This window comes from Microbulbifer donghaiensis (genome assembly GCF_900129095.1).
GTDB lineage: Bacteria > Pseudomonadota > Gammaproteobacteria > Pseudomonadales > Cellvibrionaceae > Microbulbifer > Microbulbifer donghaiensis.
On record NZ_FQVA01000002.1, the window covers coordinates 368,135 to 384,973 of the forward strand.

A 16,839-nucleotide genomic window follows, 5' to 3' on the forward strand; every position below is an offset into this window, starting at 1 on the left:
AGAGCAGATATGAAATGGACCCTTATTTTGCTCAGCTTGCTGTACCTATCATTTCCACTCTCCGCCCAGGAGCAGCCACAGGAACAGGAAGAAGAACCGGTTAAGGTGGCGCAGGCCAAACCCGATAAGGAGACCGAGAAATCCGACGCAGATGATTACAAAGCTTCCGAGGAAATCTCCGAGGACCTGTCGGTTTCCTACCCGGTCGACATTTAGTGGGCGAACACTAGAAAGAGAACGATTATGAAATTCAAATCCTCCGACTTTATCTTCCAGCTGTTCGCGCTACTCGGTGCGATCATTCTGGTCCACGCAATTTATGTTGCCATTATCAGACCCAACGCGGATGCCCTGATCGAAGAGCAGCTGGCCAGGGAGGCCGCGGGGGAGACCTATATACAGCAACGGTCACTCTATATCGTCATGCGCGACTATGAGCAGGAAGCCTGTTTTGTGCTGATGCTCTGGGCCTTCGCCATAATGGGACTGAAAGCGCGCCGCAGCATGCGGGAGCGGCAGCTGCTGGACAAGGCGCTGCTGAATGTCAGCGAGGGAACCCCCATACTCCCGGAGGACGCACGGGATCTATCCAGGCCCATACAGGCTCTGCCGGAAGAGGAGCGGAACTTCCTCCTGCCGCGCGCGCTACTGACCGCCCTGCAGAGATTCGGCTCTACCAGAAATGTCGCCGCCGTCTCCAACTCCGTAAAGGAAGTCTGTGAAACAGAGGGCGACCGACTCGATTCGGAACTGGCCATGGTTCGCTACATCACCTGGGCCATACCCTCCATCGGATTTATTGGCACCGTGCGCGGTATCGGCGAAGCGCTGTCACAGGCGCACCGCGCCGTGGAGGGCGATATTGCCGGCGTCACCGTGAGCCTGGGTGTCGCCTTCAACTCCACGTTTATCGCCCTGGTCATCAGTATCGTCATCATGTTCTTCACCCATCAGTTGCAGCTGATGCAGGAGAGGCTGGTGCTGGATACCCAAAACTACTGTGACAACAATCTGCTGCGGTTCTTGAAGGTCAGTTAGCAGGAGCAGTTCGCAGGCAGAGACAACCGCTCTCCTGCAGGAAAATTCAGTCGATGCGGTAACTTGCAGAAAGAGGAATTAGCAGATGGGACAAGGAGTCCTGGAAATCAACGACAGTGGTCTGCGCGTCTTTGTCGGCATGGATGAAGTCTTGGAAAGTCCCGGTGTCGCCGTCATTGAACATCAACAGATTCTGGTCGGAACGGCTGCACTGATGCGGGCCCGCAGCCACCCAACCCGGGTGAACAACCAATTCTGGCGCCGCCTGAGCCTGGAGTCTCTGAAATCCGAGAATGTACGCTGCCGCCACCACGCGGACCTGGCTTACTGCCACCTACACGAGATTTCCGAGCACTGTGACCTACCCGACGAAGTGATGCTGGCGGTACCGGGCAATTTCACTCGCGAACAACTGGCACTACTGCTGGGGATCATCAAAGAGAGCCCGATCAATGCCGTTGGCATGGTCGATGCGGCCACCGCCTGTATCGGCAACCTGGCTCCGCGCGGCGCCCACCTCCACATTGAACTGCAGCTCCACCAGACGCTGGTCAGCCGCGTCGCTGTGCACGAGCAGGCCGTGCTGGACATTGCTGAAACGGTAAACGACGCGGGAACCCTGAACTTCCTGGATGCCTGGGCACGGGTCTTCACCGATGCGTTCATCATGCAGTGCCGCTTCGATCCATTGTATTCGGCGGAAGCAGAGCAACAGCTCTACGATATGATGCCGCAGTGGGTAAGTCGGGCCATGCGCCAGGGCGAAGTGATGGCCGAGCTGGACGACCGCACCGCTAAAGTCAGCCTGCGCCAGCTGCAGGACGCCAGCACGCCGATTCTGTCGCGGGTACGCGCGATGATCGAGAACCTTGGCGAATCCAACAGCGTGGTGTTTGTCTCCCACCGCTGGGCGGAAATTCCCGGCGGCGCCCAGCTGGCTGAGCGCATTCACCTGCTGCCACACAACTGTGTCGCCCAGGCCGTCGCCAAGCGCTGGGGGGAAATTCACAGCGAAACCGCCGCACTGCGGATGGTCAATGCGTTGAGCGCCGCACCGGCCAACGAGGTTGCGGTGCAGGTCAACGCTGCCGCGGAAGCGGCTGCCACACACCTGCTGTTTGGGCACCGCGCTCTCGCCGCGCAACAACCCCTGTTTGTGTTCTGGCACGAGGACAAGTTCAGCGTTACCCCCACGCCACCGGATCATCCCGCCGCCACCATCACCAGCCATGCCGGCAAACTTGCCCTGCGAGTAGACGCCGGCACCCGCCTGATGCTGAACGGTGAGGAAATTGCCGCCCCGGTAAACCTTAGTGCCGGTGACAGAATCGGAGTTGCGGATTTCGACGACGTGATCACCGCAATCAGCGTGGAGCAATATGGCGCGTAAGAAACGTCGGTTTTCCACATTCAGCCTGTCGTTCCTCGACATCATGTCCTGTGGTTTTGGCGCAGTGGCTTTGATCTTCCTGATCATCAAGCACGGCTCAGACCACGAAATTGAGGTCGAGACGCAGGACCTGAGCGCTGAGGTCAACCTGCTGCAGGAAGAAGTGGAATTCGGTCGCGAGCACCTGGTGCTGGCCCGCAACACCCTGGATATAACCAGTGACGAACTGGCCGAAGCACAGGGCCTTGCGCGCCGGATCATCGAACAGATAGAGGCCGTAAAGGGCAACATCGCCGAGATCGACAGTACTGACGAAGAAGAGGACATCAAGCGCTTACAGGAAAAGCTGAAAAAGCTCGAGCAGGCGAAAAAAGACCTGGAAGAGGAAAACAAGAAACTTGGTAACAATGTGCGCAAGTATGTTGGAGACGGCGACCGCCAGTACCTCACCGGTCTGCGCCTGGGGGGCGACCGCATTCTGATCTTGCTCGACTCCTCTGCCAGCATGCTCGGCGACGAACTTATCAAGGTTATCCGCACACGCAATATGTCGTCGCGGGTCAAGCGGGAAACCGAAAAATGGCGCCGCGCGGTCAATACGGTTTCCTGGTTGACGGCACAATTCCCCCAGGACAGCCAATACCAGATCTTTACATTCAACACCAATTTCCGCGCCGCTATTTCCGGCACGGAGGACCGCTGGCTGAACGTGGATGATCGCGACCAACTGGATCAGGCGATCAAGGAACTGGGTAAGATAGTGCCGGACGGTGGCACCAGCCTGGAACGGGTGTTCAATGGGATCAACGGCATGTCGCCACTGCCGGACAATATCATCCTCATCACCGACGGCCTACCCACCCAGGGCATGAAAAAGCCGCGCGCTACCACCATTTCCGGGCGTGACCGGCGCGACCTTTTCAAGCGTGCTGTCAGGGTGCTGCCGAAAAATGTGCCGGTCAATGTCATTCTCGCGCCCATGGAGGGGGACCCTTTCGCCGCCAGCGAATTCTGGAAACTCGCCATGGAAACCCAGGGTTCCTTCCTTGCTCCATCGAGGGACTGGCCATGAGGGCACATCGAGAAATCGTCACGAGCGAGTGGCTGGTGGTGGGCGCCCGAGCGCTGGAAGCGGAGTGTACTTTAGTACATGAGCAATCCGAGCACCGCCGGACGCCGCCAGGCGCACGCGCAGTAGATTTATGGAGGTGCCCATGAGGCGCAACCGCAATAAACGAGGGCAGGAAGAGTTCAGCATCTCCTTTCTCGACGTCATCTGCTGTGGCTTCGGCGCCATCGTGCTATTGCTGATGATCGCCAAGACGGCGGAACCGGTTATTCTCGAGGAATCCGAAATTGACTTGGAGGGCCAGGTCAGGGAGCTGCAACAGCAGCTGGCTGAAATTCGCGGTGAAACCAGCGTCCTGAACCGAGACCTCAACGCCAAGCGCGAACAGCTGGATATCGAGCGCCTGCGCATCGCCAACCTGCGCGGCGAACTCGATTCTCTGCAGGCCCTTTATGCCAGCAAAACGGAAGGCCAGAGCGAAGAGGGCAAACTCAAGGGCGAACTGACCGTGGCGCTGCAGAGCATGACTGATGAAATGCGCCGCCTTCTCGGTGAGAATTACCAGCGCAAGAACAATGTCATCGGCGGCATCCCCGTAGACAGTGAGTATATCCTGTTCATCATCGACACCTCCGGCAGTATGTTCAATTACGGATGGGACAGAATGATGAACGAGATGGTCAATACGCTCGACCTCTACCCGAACGTTAAGGGCATTCAGGTAATGAATGACATGGGGGACTATATGTTCTCCAACTATCGCAACAAATGGATTCCTGATACCGCCGGACGCAGGCAGGCGATTCTGGAGCGACTCCGGTCGTGGAATCCTTTCAGTAACTCGAGTCCCGTCGAAGGCATTCAAAAAGCGGTCCGCAGTTTCTACGACCCGAACAAGAAAATCAGCATCTACGTACTCGGGGATGAATTCACCGGAAAGTCCATCCGCAACGTAATGCTTGCGGTGGATCGAGTGAACGCGCAGCATGGTGAGGCCAAGCGCAACGTGCGCATACACGCGATCGGGTTTCCGATACAGTTTTCCCGCCCACCACACCTGCAGACCACCGGCCTGAGATTTGCCGCCTTGATGCGTGAACTGACTTATCGCAATGGCGGTACATTTGTCGGATTAAACGATTTTCGATAGCCGAGAGCAATCGGGGAGACGAACATGGAGTACCCAGGAAATGGATTTTCGACAATGTCGAAATTCACAATACTTTTAGCCGCAATACTGATCTCGGCGTGTTCACATACTGTGCGTGTGGACGGTAGTTACCCCCAGCCCGTTGGGCAGCAGCATCCGCTGACCGTCGGTATCTATCTGAGTGATGAATTTCGCAATTTCACCTATCACGAGGACAGTGAAGACCGTGAAGAGTGGAATATCAATACGGGGCGGGCCCAGAAGAATCTCTTCGAGACGGTGCTCGGCTCCATGTTTACCGAAGCGATACCGCTCGCCCGCTACCCACAGGACCTGCCGAAGAATGTCGAACTGGTGATAGTGCCGGAAATTCGCGAACTCCAATTCACAATGCCGCGTGAAACGCGCGTAAACATCTTTGAAGTGTGGATCAAGTACGACATGAATGCCTACGACCAGCAGGGTGAGTCGATCGCCAGCTGGGTGATCACCGCCTACGGCAAGACCCCAACGGCATTTCTGAAGTCACAAGAGGACGCGCTTGCCCAGGCCATCAACGTCGCACTGCGGGATGCCGGCGCAACCCTGTACACGGGGTTTGCCAAAGTTCCGGAACTGCAGGCGTTGCTGGCGAATAAGCAGCGCGCCCTATCGATGAAGCAAACGGATCCCGCGGAAAACCAGCCCACGGAATAGCAGGAGGTTGTCGTGTACAAGTCTTTTTTTGCGCTAAGTCTGATATTTTTGAGTGGCTGCACAACCGTCGTAATCGACGAATACCGCCGCAGCGACGGGGAGCTGGCCGAAGGGGATACCGTGGTTATTCTGGGGCGGCGCCACTCCAGTGATTATGAAACGGAACCAGACCTGATCGACTGTGTCGGCCAGCAGCTGCACAATCCGGATCGGGGCGTCAATGTGATTCCGGAAAAACAGTTTATGGATGCCATGTACCCCTGGTTCGAACCGCGCACGGCGCCCATGCATGTGCGCTCACTGGATCGCCTGATGGAAATCCCCAACGTGCGCGAGCGCATGGAGACCTACGGGGTCAAATATATTGTATGGATTGACGGTTCCACGGAGACCACAGCCAGCGCCGGCTCGATCGGCTGCTCGATCGGCACCGGTGGAGCTGGCTGCTTCGGTTTCGGCACCTGGGACAAGGAGTCCGATTACGAAGCTTCAGTGTGGGATTTTCGCGATCAGGAACTGTCCGGCAAGCTCAGCGCGGACGCCAAAGGGACATCTTATATGCCGGCTATTGTGATTCCTATTCCGCTGATTGCGCGGGTACAGAACAACGCCTGTAAAGGCATGGCCGCGCAGCTACAGGAATTCCTGTTGCCCGCACAGGGCAGCAAGTCATAGCGCTGAAAATAATTTAGGGAGGGAAAGTGACATGCATTATTTCAATAAAATACTCACCTGCGCTCTGATCGCGGCATCTGCAGGCTGCGCTTTCAACCCGGCCACCAATCGGCCTGATCTCGTACTGATGTCGGAAGAAAAGGAAATAAAAATTGGCCAGGAGATGCACCAGAAGCTGGTCGAGAGTACACCGATATACAACGATCCGGTGTTAAATGCCTATATCGAACACGTTGGTCAGAAGGTGGCAGCAGCCAGCGACCGACCAGAAATAAAATATCACTTCACGATCATCGATAGCCAGGACATCAATGCTTTCGCCCTCCCCGGCGGCTATGTCTATATCAATCGCGGCCTTTTGACCTACCTGCACTCTGAGGCAGAGATGGCAGCGGTGTTGGCCCATGAGATCGGCCATATCACCGCACGCCACGCGGTGCGGCAGAAGACGGCGGCCACCGGCGCCGGCGTGGCGTCAGTACTATCCGTACTGGTCACCGGTAGCGGCGTCGTCGGCGATGTCGCAAACCTCTGGAGTACCGCGGCCGTCAAGGGTTACGGTCGCGACATGGAACTCGAAGCGGATCGCTTTGGTGCGCAGTACATGTACAACGCCGGTTACGATCCCCAGGCGATGATCAATGTCATCGGCCTGCTCAAGGATCAGGAGACCTTTTCGCGTCGTCGCGCGCGATTGGAGGGTAAGAAGCAGCAGACTTACCACGGTGTATTCTCCACCCATCCGCGCAACGATATCCGCCTCCAGGAAGTCGTGAAGGCCGCCGGCGATCTTCCAGAGGACAAGAAGACCACCAAGGTAGAATACTACCGCGAAAAGACCGACGGCCTCGTATACGGCCAAAATGCGCATGAGTCGGAAAAAAACCGCTACAACCATCAACGGCTGGGCTTCTCACTGCTCTTCCCGGAAAACTGGAAGGTTGATAATCAACGCTCTGCCATCGTCGGCACAGCGCCGGACAACAGCGCAACCATCACCATCAAAGTCGCGCAACGCAAGAGCAACCAGCCCGCCGACATGGCCCTGCGTGAAGTCTACGACGTTCGCACCCTCGAACAGGGCGAAAAGCTGAACCAATATCGCCTTGAGGGTCACACCGGCAAGCTGCCATCCGCAGGTGCCGAGGCTCCCGATCGGGTCGCGGTGCTGTACTACGGTAGTCGTCAATATATTCTCGAGGGAAAAGTTAACCAGGACTCTGCCCAGGATGCAGAAGCGCTCAATGAATATGATAATTTGTTCCTAACCAGTATCCGCAGCTTCCGGCCCCTGCGAAAAACTGACATTATCAAACCCGATATCAAGCGCGTCCGCTATGTAAAGGCCAATGACAAGACGACCTTCGCATCGTTGGCGCGGCATATGGAGATCGGCGAGTATGCGGAAGAGCAACTGCGCCTGCTAAACGGCTACTATCCGCGCGGCGAGCCCAAGCCCGGAGAATGGATCAAGATAGTGGAGTGATGTCGCAGCGCAGCTACGGGATGCCGCGAGTGCATCCCGTCTGCCTACTCCGGCGAGAGATAGTAGGAATTACCTCCGGGCCCGCTAATAACAATAACGCTTTGGCCCACAGCACGAGAAGCGACAATAAAGTACAGATAATAATAAGGAGCAAGCCATGTTCGGCATGATGATGCAATCCCAACTTACACTTACCGAAATCATGCGTCACGCGCAGAACAATTTCCCCAACAGTGAAATTGTTTCAGTCACCGCGGACAACCCGCAGCATCGCTACACCTATCGTGAAGCCTTCGCGCGCGCCGGCCAGCTGGCCAATGCACTGAAGAGACTCGGCGCCCAATCGGGTGACCGCATCGGCACCCTGGCCTGGAACGACTACCGCCACTTCGAACTCTACTACGCCACCTCCTGTAGCGGCCTCGTTTGCCACACTATCAATCCGCGCCTGTTCCCGGAACAGCTGGCCTATATTATTGATCATGCAGAAGATCGCTGGCTGTTCATCGACCCGATGTTCGTGCCGCTGCTGGAGGCCCTGTCGGAAAAGCTCACAGGAGTCAGAGGTTTTGTGGTGCTGACCGACCGGGCTCATATGCCCGATACGACTCTGCCCAATGTTCACTGCTACGAAAGCCTGCTCGAATCCGAGTCCAGCGAATTCGCGTGGCCACAGCTGGACGAGGATTCCGCGGCGGCGCTCTGCTATACCTCGGGAACCACGGGCAACCCCAAAGGGGTACTCTATTCACACCGCGCCATGGTACTGCACACCTACGGTGTACTGATGCCCGACGTATTTGCATTGCAGGGCAGCGAAGCGGTCTTGCCGGTGGTGCCCATGTTCCACGTCAACGCCTGGTCGATCCCCTACGCGGTACCGGCAGTGGGGGCCAAACTGGTATTTCCCGGCCCCAAGATGGGCTGCGGCGAAACCCTGAGCAAGTTGATGCAACGGGAAGGTGTCACCATCGCCGCCGGCGTACCCACGGTATGGCTGGCCCTGCTGAAATATCTGCGCGAAAACGGCGAGACCATTCCCAGCCTCAATCGTGTCGTGGTCGGAGGCTCCGCCTGCCCGTGGACCATCATGCAGGAATTCGAACAGAAGCATGGTGTTTACACGCACCATGCGTGGGGCATGACGGAAATGAGCCCGCTTGGTACCTACAATGCGCGCGTTCCCGCCTCGATTCCCATGGATGAGGCCCGGGTGCTGCGCCTCAAGCAGGGCCGCGCGGCGTTTGGTGTCGAGATGCGCATCGTCGATGATAAGGGCCAGCCCCTGCCGCACGACGGTATTGCGTTCGGTGCGCTGCAGGTGCGCGGCCCCTGGGTCTGCGAACGCTACTTCAAGGCCGAGGAATCCGCGCTGACCGCCGACGGCTGGTTTGACACCGGCGATGTGGCGACAATTGACCCCAAGGGTTATCTGGGAATTACCGACCGCACCAAAGACGTGATCAAATCCGGCGGCGAGTGGATCTCCTCCATTGAACTGGAAAACTTTGCCATGACCCTGACCGGCGTGGCCGAGGCGGCCGTTATTGGTGTTGCCCATGAAAAATGGGCGGAGCGCCCACTGCTGGTACTCGTCCCCACCCCCGGAGCGGAGCTGGATCCGAAAGCGATTCTCGCCGAATTCGAGGGCAATGTTGCGAAATGGTGGATACCGGATGATTGCATCGTCGTCACCGAGCTCCCCCACACTGCAACCGGCAAAATCAGCAAGAAGGACTTGCGCATGCAGTTTGTCGATTATCAGTGGCCAGAGGAAATTACCGCTTAATTCGCTACAAGATCCGCTGCGACCCGATTTCGGTCGCGGCGGATGCGCCCGCTCAGCAGCCGCCGAGCCCACCTGCCCCGATATATTGCTGTCATATTTTTTTAGTAAAACAAACCGAAACAGCAACTATTATTCGCAAACACAATGATCAGATTTGCCTTGACTGCACTGGCCGCGGTCGCCAGCCTGACCTTAACGTTGCCCGCAATGGCAACGACGGCCTCGACGCCCAGCCCGCCTCAACCGATTGTCATCGCCCACCGGGGCGCCTCCGGATACCTGCCTGAGCACACGCTGGAAGCCAAGGCACTCGCCTATGCGATGCGGCCGGATTTTATCGAACAGGATCTGGTGCTCAGCAAAGATGACCACTTGATCGTGATGCATGATATTTACCTGGACGCTACCACCGACGTAGCCGAAGTCTTTCCGGGGCGCGCCAGGGCAGACGGCCACTTCTATACCATCGATTTCACGCTGGCCGAGCTGAAAAGACTCCGCGTCACTTCCACGTTCCTTTCTACCGAGCAGGGCACCATCGCCAAGTACCCCAACCGCTTTCCACTTTGGCAATCGAGTTTTCAACTGTCCACTCTGGCAGAGGAAATCGAGCTGATAGAGGGGCTTAACCAAACACTGGGTTACGATATCGGCATCTACCCCGAGATCAAAAAACCTTATTTTCACCATATGGAAGGTAAGGACATCGCTGCGCTGACCCTCGCCGAACTGAAAGAGTACGGATACACCAGCAGGGAGCGGAAAATCTACCTGCAGAGCTTTGATGCGGAGGAACTACAGCGCATCAAACGGGAACTGATGCCGCGCCTCGGCATGGACCTGCCGCTGATTCAGTTGATCGCGGTCACCGCCTGGGGAGAAAAGCAACTGCAGGTCGACGGGAAAACCAGCAATTACGATTATGATTGGATGCTGACAGCAGCGGGACTGGAGAGAATCGCCAGTTACGCCGATGGCATCGGGCCCTGGCTGGGCATGTTGGCACGGATAGAGGGCGGCCAACTGCACACCACCGAACTGGTACAGCAGGCGCACCGGCAGAGCCTGCAGGTACACCCTTATACCATCCGTGCCGATCCGAGTGAAATACCTAAGGAAGTGGGGACCTTTCGCCAACTCCTGCATATTGCCGTACACGGTTTCGGTGTCGACGGTCTCTTTACCGATCACCCCGACAGGGTTAGGACCTACCTCACACGGGAAGCATCCGGCGATCGCCACAACTGACAAATTGCTGGCAGTCGGCCGTCACCCCGGAAAGACAGCGGCAAAGCCGGCGCGATACGCCGGCTACTGCTCAGTAACCTCCTCGCGATAATCGGCCACTTTATTCCGCCCGCAGCTCTTGGCTTCATACAGGGCGCGGTCGGCATGTGTTAGCAAAGTCTCGATCGTGCACCCCGGCGCCCCGCAGGCGATGCCGATACTCGAGGTAAATTGCAGGATGTCTTCGCCGGTATTCAGCCGGATTTTGGCAATATAGTCACGCAGGCGCTCGGCGGTCAATCGCGCATTCTGCCGGTCTTCCGTGATCAACAGACCAAACTCCTCGCCTCCCAGCCGGCCAAAAATATCCGTCTCACGGATCTGTCCGAGAATGGTCTCGCTGAAGGAGCGCAGCGCCTCGTCACCCATGCAGTGACCATGAGTGTCATTGATAGACTTAAAGTGGTCGATATCGAACATCAGCAGGCTGACCGTCTGCCTCTGTCGCTGCGCCAACTTCAGATGGAGCCTGGAATCGGCGAGGAAACTGCGGCGATTGCGAATACCCGTCAGAGGATCCGTGCGCGCCTCCATTTCGGCCTGGCGCTTGGCGGCCTCCAGCTCGCGGGTGCGAGCCCAGACCAGCGCCTGCAACTCGGCCTTGGAGCGCTCCAGATGCTTGCGATACTGGTTTTCCGCAACCTGCTTTTCCTGGCGCAAGCGGCGAACCTTGATGCCGATTGCCGCCATTATGGTCAGCATTTCTGTAAACGAAGCAAACGGCGGCCAATAGTAGTTGATGAAGTTATGCTCCACATAGCCCAGGTCCCGGAAGGCCTGCACGACCAGCCCGATCATCAGCAGGCTCCACGCCAATGCGAACACTATCGCTTCCCGTGACCCTTGCCGCCAGCGCACCAGGCCGACGACCGGCATAACCGGATACAGGAGTAGCGCAAGCGTGATCGTAATCAGGGCGAGGACTTTGATGGACAACAGCGCGCCGATCAGCAGCAAACTCGCGTTTGCCATCATCAGCAACACGACACGGTCCAGTTTGGGCGTGAACCGCCGGGTCTGCAGAAAAATGCGGGCGAAAACGAGCCCGCATAAGATCGTCACCGCACCACTGATGGACATGTAACGCCACTCGAAATTGTCGCGGATCAGATATTGGTGCGTATAGCCGAGAATGGTCGCCCAGACGGTTATTTTCGACAGCGCATAGATGGAATAGGCATAGTATGTCCGGCTGCCAGTCGCGATACCGCCAACCAGTGAAAAAATCGACATCAAGAAGAAACCGCCGAACAGGAAGGCGATGGATGCGGTCTCGACAGTGTGGCTGCTGCGCAGATTGTCGGGAGTCCAGATGCGCATGCTCGGGAAGACATACCCCGCCTCATCGGAACTGAACTTGAACATGAACTCCCTTGTCTCTCCGGGAGCCAGCTCTACAGGAACAATAAAACGATTGTGAGAAACCGGCCTGTGATCAAAGGGTTCGCGCATCGACAGGGTGAGCAGATGTTCATAGTCGCCGGCTGTCCCCCGGCTTCTTTGAAAGGCGGCCAACTCAATCAGCTGGTGATCGACATATTCGATATCCAGGCTGAGCGGGGCGGCGGTGGTATTGTGCAGAGCAAAGCGGGACCAGAATGCACCTTTTTTTAGTCCGGTCGACCCAGCGCCAGGCAAAGGCCCAAAGCTCCCCCCCTCATAAAGCTCAACCACGTTTGCCAGGGACTGACTATTGCCCGGGTCGTGCCAGGTTTCCTGCTGCCCGGTTAATTTATCACCGTTTTCGCGACCGTCGACCGCTATGGGATCGGCGGCAGCGGCACTGATAGGCACAGCCAGAAACAGCAGGAGCATGCCCAACAGTGGAATCAGTGGAGCTTTAGCGGAGAGCGCTTTCCTGCGCACAGCAAATCCCTGTCTGAGGTGCCTTCTTATCATAGTTATTCAAGCCGTGATGCATTCGCCAGCGGTCGCGACTGCAGGGAATCAATGCAATTGCTATTGGGTAAACATCCAGAGGTCTGCAGCCCGGAAGGTTACTACAGATCCTTAGTTTAAGAAATTTGAATAAGTCGACAGACAGCTCGGAGGGATTCCCCTATGGCGACCGGCAGGCGGCATCAACGACACAATAGACAGGTGAGGGCAAAATGACCGCTCTACGAACGGCCATCAGACTGTTGATAAACCCCGCATTCCGTTCTGACCAAAAGCGGTGGCGGCCAAGCACTAGGACGAGTATTTCGAAACACTGTGAATACTTCCCTGTAAGCTCCGGCGGCGACGGTCCGGCCGCTCCAGGTATTCACGGCGCCTTTGGCCCTGTCGCCGACGGTTCGAAATACTCGTCCTAGCACTTTGCCTTAAATTTTGACTGCATTACTTTGTCAGCAACCTGATGACCGCTCTACGAGCGGCCAGTTTGCTTAATCGAACTTGGAGAAATCTGCCGGGCGCTTTTCCATGAAAGCCGTCGCCGCCTCCTTGAATTCCTCCGAGGTCAGGCGGCTCTGGAAGTGACTCCCCTCCTCCTTCATCACCGCCAGCCCCCGCTCATAGCCGCCAGCGCGCAACAGCTGCTTGCTCAAGCGCACCGCTTCCGGCGCCTTTGCCGCCAGCTCGGCGGCCGTCTCGCGGGCCCGGGCCAGGGTCTCGTCGGCGGGCACCGCGGCATTACAGATGCCCAATGTCACCGCTTCATCAGCGCCGAACTTCTTGCCCAGCAACAGCAGCTCGGAGGCCTTGGCGTGCCCGGCGAGGCGCGGCAGGAAGAAACTGGAAGCGTATTCGGGGCACAGCCCCAGGTTTACGAACGGCATCTGGAACATGGCGTCGCTGCCGGCGAAAGCCATATCACAATGCAGCAGCATGGTGGTGCCTATGCCGACCGCCGGGCCATTCACGGCGGCGACTACCGGTTTGGGGAAACTGTAGAGTGCAACCATAAACTGAAATACCGGCGAGTCGGCCGCGGAGGCGGAACCGCCGAGGAAGTCCATCAGATCGTTGCCACTGGTAAACACGCCTTCGGCACCGGAGATAATGACAACGCGGACCTCGCTATTGGCCGCGGCCGTGTTGAGCAGTTCGGCCATGGCACTGTACATGGCCATGGTCAGCGCGTTTTTGCGCTCGGGACGGTTGATGGTAATTTCCAGGATACGGTCGCGGACCTGGGCCTGAATTTCTGCGCATGGGCTTTGCATGTTGATCTCCGGATTGCGAACACCACGGGGACAGCGTCACCGCCCCCTGAGCGGCAAGTCGCAAACGCGGTTGCAACTGACACGGCGACCGCGGACTTTAGCCGCTTTTTCAAGAGCCCCCATATTAGCCGCTGCGGGCACACGGGCGAGTTCAGAATCGACCACATTCGTTGACGCGAGCGGCCGTCTCTCACTGCTGCAGCGCTATTTGCGAATAACCGAATCCCGGCGCAACGGTTGACACATGCAGTGCACACCACCTCCTCCCGGCGTGATCATGGAGATATCGGGGTCGATCACCTCGAGGCCATGGGCGCGGCATTTTTCCGCAAGCCCCCGGTTGGCCTTGGGCAGCATAACGCGGTCATTGCCGAGGGCGACCACATTGACGCCCAGCTCCAGTACCTGCGGAAAGGGAATGTCGATAATGCTGATCTTGCGGCTTTTGAACCACTGCACCAGCTCCGGCTCCACGGCGTCCACACAGATGGCCGCGAGTTTTTCCGCCAACATCGCCACCAAAACATCGATATGCAGAAAGAAGGGATCAAACGGGTAGCCCTTTACTTCCCAGCCCTCTTTTTCCACCCAACTCTTCATCTGCGCAAAGCCCTGCGGGCTGGTGCGCTCACCGGAATAGCCACACAGGATGACGCCGGGTTCCAGCACCATGAAATCCCCTCCCTCGAGGGAACCGGCGGTGATCACATCGTAGATGGGGATATCCAGCGCCGCGTACTTTTTCACGACTGGCGCCCATTCGCCGCGGCGCCAGGGACTGTACATCTGCGTGATAATCGGGCCCCAGGGGGTCATTACCGACGAGTCGCGACCATAAATCTGGTATGGCAGCGCACTGTCCGCGGGAATGATGTGAGTATTTACTCCCGAATGGCGATAGGCGTCGAGCATTTCCGCATGCTGGGCCGCAGCCACCTTGTGATCGAACTTCCTTCCGAGGCGCTCGGCGCGGCGTGCACTGGCGTTGCCTGAGCGCCAACGGAAGTTGTCCACCGGGCCGATCAATACGTCGCGCAGCAGGCCGTACTCGGAGTCCATTCCCCAGTTTTCCAGTGGCTGGGTACCGCCTTTGTCTTGGCGGCGCTTTAAGGTGAATTCTGTCATTGGCTTCTGCTCCAGTTTCGTTCTTACCGGCGAACTCGCTTGCGACACTCGCTGGCGGAATTTTCGAAGACAGCAGCTTCAGGCTACGCCGGCTCTCGCCAGCATCGCGTGCAGCAGCACATTGCAGCCCGCTTCCAGGTGCTCCGGCTCGGCGGATTCGGCCTCGTTGTGGGACAGACCGCCGGCACAGGGCACAAAGATCATCGATACCGGCGCCACACGAGAGACGTAGACAGAGTCGTGGCCAGCACCGGAGACCATGCGGCGGTGGCTGTAGCCCAGCTGCTTCACCGCACTGTTGACCGCCTCGATGCAGGTTTCATCAAAAACCACCGGGGGCGAGTGCCACTCCTCGCGCACGTCTATGGCCGCGCCGGTGGCTTCCTCAACCTGTTCCGCCAGCCGGTAAAGGGTGCGGTGCAGGTGCTCCAGGCCTTCCGGCTGCGGATGGCGCAAATCCAGTGCCAGCACCACCTTTTCCGGTACCGTATTGCGGCTGCCGGGTTCAGCGCGCAGGTCGCCGCAGGTCATGCGGGCGTCACCTGAGTAAGCCTTCACTTCGCTATAAAGGCGCTCGCACAGCCAGGCCAGGGCCTGCACCGGATCACGCCGGTCCTCCATGGGTGTCGGGCCGGCGTGGCAGGGGGTGCCCCAAAAGGTGACGTCGTACCAGCGTATGCCCTGCACCCCGGTGACCACACCGATAAGCTGATCCTGCTTTTCCAGAATCGGGCCCTGTTCTATATGGGTTTCGAAAGCGGCGGTAATGGGCCTGGGTTCCGCGGGCTCATCACCCAGGTAGCCGATACGCTCGAGCTCCGCACCGATGGTTGCGCCGGATTTATCGGTGCGGCTGTGACCATAGTCGAGGCTGAACTCGCCGGCCCAGACGCCGGAACCGATCATTGCCGGCGAAAAGCGCGCCCCCTCCTCGTTGGTCCAGACCACCACTTCCAGTGGCGCCCGGGTCTTGATACCCCGCTCATCCAGGGTGCGCAGCACCTCCAATCCAGCCAGCACACCGTAGACACCATCGAACTTGCCGCCGGTCGGCTGGGTATCCAGATGGGAACCGGTGATTACCGGGGGCACAGCGCTGTCGATGCCGGCGCGGCGGGCGAACATATTACCCATGCGATCGATGCGGATTTCACAGCCAATGTCGCGACACCAGCGCAGGAAGAGATCCCGGCCCTGCTTATCCTCGTCGGTCAGCGCCTGGCGATTGCAGCCGCCGGCGGGCGTCGCGCCGATCCTGGCCATCTCCATCAGGCTGTCCCACAGGCGGGCGCCGTCGATACGCAGATCTTGTGCAGTATTTTCCATTCAGGGAGCTCCGGACCTTATAATGGCCCCAACATTGACGTCATTTCTGAAATTTTAGTTTTGATTGGACCTGTTTGAAGAGAGCATTGTTTCGCAGCCGATCAACATACAACCAGGTGTGAGTTTTCCATGACCGTTACTTATAGCTCCTATCTCAAAGTAGACGACTTGCTGCAGTGCCAGAAGCCACTCTCCGAGGGCCCGGAACACGACGAACTGCTGTTCATCATCATCCACCAGAGCTATGAACTGTGGTTCAAGCAGGTATTGCATGAGCTGGACTTCCTGGTGCGCCTGTTCAATGCCGGCGATCGCAACCGCGCACTGCATACCCTGAAGCGCGTGGACACCATTTATCGCACACTGATTCAGCAGGTCGACATCCTCGAAACCCTGACCCCGCTGGAATTCATGTCGTTCCGCGATCGCCTGTCCACGGCCAGCGGTTTCCAGTCATTCCAGTTCCGCGAGCTGGAATTCCTGTACGGCGCCAAGGATGCGAAGAAGCTGGAAAACTACGAGCCCGGTTCAGACCACTACCAGCGTCTGCAAAAGCGCCTGCAGGCACCGACCCTTTGGGATGCCTTCCTGAAGTTCCTCGCCCATGAGGGACACAAGGTTCCGGAAAACGAACTGAAGCG

At 57.8% G+C, this 16,839-nt stretch carries 14 protein-coding genes and 1 pseudogene; 11 read left to right on the forward strand and 4 right to left on the reverse strand.

The features are described from left to right. The first annotated feature begins 9 nt into the window (after positions 1 to 9). The 10 genes from BUC36_RS11880 to glpQ all read left to right on the forward strand — a co-directional run bounded on the left by BUC36_RS11880 (position 10) and on the right by glpQ (position 10,541). On the forward strand, positions 10 to 216 hold the full coding sequence (locus BUC36_RS11880) for a hypothetical protein (RefSeq protein WP_073275377.1): 207 nt from the start codon (positions 10 to 12) through the stop codon (positions 214 to 216). Between the two features lie 27 nt (positions 217 to 243). Beyond that, on the forward strand, positions 244 to 1,038 hold the full coding sequence (locus tag BUC36_RS11885; RefSeq protein ID WP_073275379.1) for a MotA/TolQ/ExbB proton channel family protein: 795 nt from the start codon (positions 244 to 246) through the stop codon (positions 1,036 to 1,038). 85 nt (positions 1,039 to 1,123) lie between these two features. After that, a complete protein-coding gene (locus tag BUC36_RS11890) occupies positions 1,124 to 2,428 on the forward strand; it encodes a hypothetical protein (protein WP_073275381.1) in 1,305 nt (434 codons plus the stop codon). Continuing rightward, positions 2,418 to 3,500 (forward strand): VWA domain-containing protein, encoded by a 1,083-nt coding sequence (locus BUC36_RS11895; protein WP_073275383.1) that lies wholly within the window; start codon positions 2,418 to 2,420, stop codon positions 3,498 to 3,500. Before BUC36_RS11890 ends, BUC36_RS11895 begins: the two co-directional genes overlap by 11 nt. Positions 3,501 to 3,642: 142 nt before the next feature. Then, a complete protein-coding gene (locus BUC36_RS11900) occupies positions 3,643 to 4,647 on the forward strand; it encodes a vWA domain-containing protein (protein WP_073275531.1) in 1,005 nt (334 codons plus the stop codon). Positions 4,648 to 4,764: 117 nt separating this feature from the next. After that, on the forward strand, positions 4,765 to 5,343 hold the full coding sequence (locus BUC36_RS11905) for a hypothetical protein (protein WP_234994977.1): 579 nt from the start codon (positions 4,765 to 4,767) through the stop codon (positions 5,341 to 5,343). Between the two features lie 12 nt (positions 5,344 to 5,355). Beyond that, entirely contained in the window at positions 5,356 to 6,018 is a 663-nt protein-coding gene (locus tag BUC36_RS11910; RefSeq protein ID WP_073275388.1) for a hypothetical protein, read from the forward strand. Between the two features lie 31 nt (positions 6,019 to 6,049). Then, positions 6,050 to 7,504 carry a M48 family metalloprotease gene (locus tag BUC36_RS11915; protein ID WP_073275390.1) on the forward strand — a complete coding sequence of 485 codons (1,455 nt, stop codon included), beginning with the start codon at positions 6,050 to 6,052 and terminating at the stop codon, positions 7,502 to 7,504. 157 nt (positions 7,505 to 7,661) lie between these two features. Beyond that, entirely contained in the window at positions 7,662 to 9,293 is a 1,632-nt protein-coding gene (locus BUC36_RS11920; protein WP_073275392.1) for a long-chain-fatty-acid--CoA ligase, read from the forward strand. A 144-nt stretch (positions 9,294 to 9,437) separates the two neighbouring features. Beyond that, a complete protein-coding gene (gene glpQ, locus BUC36_RS11925; RefSeq protein ID WP_073275394.1) occupies positions 9,438 to 10,541 on the forward strand; it encodes a glycerophosphodiester phosphodiesterase in 1,104 nt (367 codons plus the stop codon). 63 nt (positions 10,542 to 10,604) lie between these two features. Here glpQ and BUC36_RS11930 read toward each other — a convergent pair whose 3' ends face one another. From BUC36_RS11930 to BUC36_RS11945, 4 genes are all read right to left on the reverse strand, one after another. Then, a complete protein-coding gene (locus tag BUC36_RS11930) occupies positions 10,605 to 12,446 on the reverse strand; it encodes a sensor domain-containing diguanylate cyclase (RefSeq protein WP_234994978.1) in 1,842 nt (613 codons plus the stop codon). Positions 12,447 to 12,967: 521 nt separating this feature from the next. Beyond that, positions 12,968 to 13,747, reverse strand: a complete 780-nt coding sequence (locus BUC36_RS11935) for an enoyl-CoA hydratase (protein ID WP_073275396.1) — start codon at positions 13,745 to 13,747, stop codon at positions 12,968 to 12,970. 204 nt (positions 13,748 to 13,951) lie between these two features. Beyond that, complete coding sequence (locus BUC36_RS11940) at positions 13,952 to 14,872, reverse strand: dimethylarginine dimethylaminohydrolase family protein (RefSeq protein WP_073275398.1); 921 nt, start codon at positions 14,870 to 14,872, stop codon at positions 13,952 to 13,954. Positions 14,873 to 14,950: 78 nt separating this feature from the next. Then, a complete protein-coding gene (locus BUC36_RS11945; RefSeq protein WP_073275400.1) occupies positions 14,951 to 16,198 on the reverse strand; it encodes a Zn-dependent hydrolase in 1,248 nt (415 codons plus the stop codon). A gap of 123 nt (positions 16,199 to 16,321) precedes the next feature. Between BUC36_RS11945 and BUC36_RS19305 the strand changes: the two are divergent. Next, positions 16,322 to 16,795: pseudogene (locus tag BUC36_RS19305) on the forward strand (tryptophan 2,3-dioxygenase family protein); the annotation flags it as partial. Positions 16,796 to 16,839: the final 44 nt, after the last annotated feature.